Origin of the sequence: Acinetobacter sp. YK3, assembly GCF_001729365.1 — a bacterium.
Classification (GTDB): Bacteria; Pseudomonadota; Gammaproteobacteria; order Pseudomonadales; family Moraxellaceae; genus Acinetobacter; species Acinetobacter vivianii.
Map to the genome: position 1 here is coordinate 1 of NZ_LZPJ01000047.1, position 2575 is coordinate 2575.

Annotated in this window: 2 protein-coding genes; both read left to right on the forward strand. The window is 37.0% G+C overall.

Annotated elements, in window-relative coordinates:
- The coding region (gene murJ / locus A9Z07_RS04575; protein WP_069577235.1) for a murein biosynthesis integral membrane protein MurJ at positions 1 to 1329 on the forward strand (1329 nt) is incomplete at its 5' end.
- Positions 1330 to 1370: 41 nt separating this feature from the next.
- Entirely contained in the window at positions 1371 to 2561 is a 1191-nt protein-coding gene (locus A9Z07_RS04580; RefSeq protein ID WP_139126630.1) for a hypothetical protein, read from the forward strand.
- Positions 2562 to 2575 lie beyond the last annotated feature (14 nt).

Sequence of the window (2575 nt, forward strand, 5' to 3'; positions counted from 1 at the left end):
AAAACCAGCCGTGCCCATGCCGAAGTCCAGATTTTAATTAGTCGGGTATTTGGCTGCCTGCTTACGGCTATGTCATTACTGACCTTTGTGGCGATGGTTGCCGCACCAGCGATTATTTATCTCTACGCACCTGGTTTCCATAACGACCCAGAGAAGTTTGAGCTTGCGGTCGATATGTTCCGCCTGACCATTCCGTATCTGATGTTTATGTCCTTGACGGCTTTTGCCAGCAGTATTCTCAACAGTTATGGCTCTTTTGCTTCACCTGCATTTTCTCCAGTATTGCTGAATGTTGCGATGATTGCAGGGGCATGGTGGCTGACGCCGTATATGGCTGAGCCGATCATGGCTTTGGGTTGGGCTGTGGTTGCGGCGGGTGTTCTACAGCTGGCGATTCAGATTCCAGAATTATGGAAGAAGAATTTGCTGATTCCACCTAAAGTTGATTTTAAACATGAAGGGGTGGATCGCATCTTAAAATTGATGCTGCCTGCCTTATTTGGTGTATCCGTTACCCAGATTAACTTATTGCTGAACACCATTTGGGCTTCCTTTATGCAGGATGGCTCGGTCTCATGGTTATACAGTGCTGAACGTATGACTGAGTTACCATTGGGCCTAATTGGGGTCGCGATTGGTACGGTCATTTTACCTTCGCTTTCTGCACGTCATGCAGAGCAAGACCAAGCTAAATTTAGAGGCATGATTGATTGGGCTGCGAAGATTATTATGCTGGTGGGAATTCCTGCGAGTATTGCCTTATTTATGTTGTCGACACCGATCATTCAAGCGTTATTCCAACGTGGTGAATTTACTTTAGAAGATACCAGAATGACGGCTCTGGCATTGCAATGTATGAGTGCAGGCGTAATCTCCTTTATGTTGATTAAAGTCTTTGCACCAGGCTTCTATGCTCAGCAAGATACCAAAACGCCTGTCCGTGTCGGTTTAATGGCAGTGGCGGCCAATGCAATTTTAAATGTGATCTTTATTGGCTTCTTTAAATTGATCGACTGGCATGCAGAACATATGGCTTTAGCTTTGGCGTCTTCTGGTTCTGCTTTGGTGAATGCGGGCATGCTGTATTTCTATCTGCATAAACGTAATATTTTCCGTTTTGGTGCGCATTGGAAAAAACTTGCGTTTCAATATGCAGTTGCCAATATCGCGATGATTGCTGCGCTTTGGTATGGCTTGACTTGGTACCAAGGTGATATTTCACAATGGTTACGCGTTGCTGAAGTCGCTGGTTTATGTGTGGTTGGTGTAGTGGCTTATGTGATTGGGTTGCTGGTGACAGGTTTTAGACCAAGGCATTTAAAGGCATAACTAGGGGTTTGAGAATATAAATCTTATATAAGGAAATAAACGTGATTATACGAATAATTTTGTTGTATATAATATTGATAATCAGCAAACAGGCTTGTGCTCAAGAAACAATCACATCAGGGGCAAGCGCGTATCTTTCTCTTGATACTTGGAAAGTGAAAGAAAGATATAGCGCCTCACATGCATTAATGGTCCCTTTACATTATGCTTATAAATATGATGATAAAAAGTTAAAAAAAGATTTTGACTCAAATATAGAGCGTTTTCAGAAAACAGGAAACAAAGAAATAAACTTGAAAAAAGATTCTGAAAGGTTGAGTAGTATACAATATTTATATTTATTAAGTGAATATGCTGTATTAAGTAAAAATAAAGAGTTAGCTAATTATGTACTAAAACAAATTAATATATTTTGGTATGATATTCCTGCATGGCAATGGGATAGAAAACCATTTAAAAATTTAAAAGAAAGAGTGGAGTGGAAGTTAACCGCTGGTACAGAGGTAGGATATAGGAGAGTTATTATTGATGAAGAGTTCTTTAGTTTTGGTATAGCTGCAAATTTAACAAAAATTTATCCTAAAGAACTAGTTTTAAAAGAAATAAATCACTATGCGTTAAAGGTTTTTAAACAGCGAAGTTCTTTTGATGAGGAGGGGCGCTGGTTATTTGATAAAGGTAATTATGATGATTATAAAGATCATGCATATGCAGGATATGAAAATAAAATTATTAAAGAAAAACGTCCCTTAAAAGATATGGTATCAGATTCTTCTCATTTTTTTAGAATTCCCAAAATCTTATTATCTTTACAAAACTCTTATCCTATGGATAGCAATGAATTTAATTTATATAAAAAATTTAGAAAAGTATTGGCGAAACATTTTCTAGAGAGAGTCATAAAGATAAGAAATAATAAAATATATTTAACAAATTATATGGATGGAAGAAATGGGGTTTTCAGGTGGGGGTATCCTAGTTTAGGAGAAAATAATGGATATGGTCCTTACGGATTAACTGGTTCATTTGGTATAGGATGGTGGAGTTTCTTGCATGACAATGAGATCGATGCTCTCTATAATAAATATTACCAAGAATTTAATTCTACAGGGGAAGATGAGTTATGCAAAAGTATTATAGAAAATACTAAACAAAAAAAATACATTTCGAATTTTATAAAATTTAATAGATGTATGCGTATATATAATTCTTATATGGCCTCAAAGTTGTAAAATTAATTATTTTA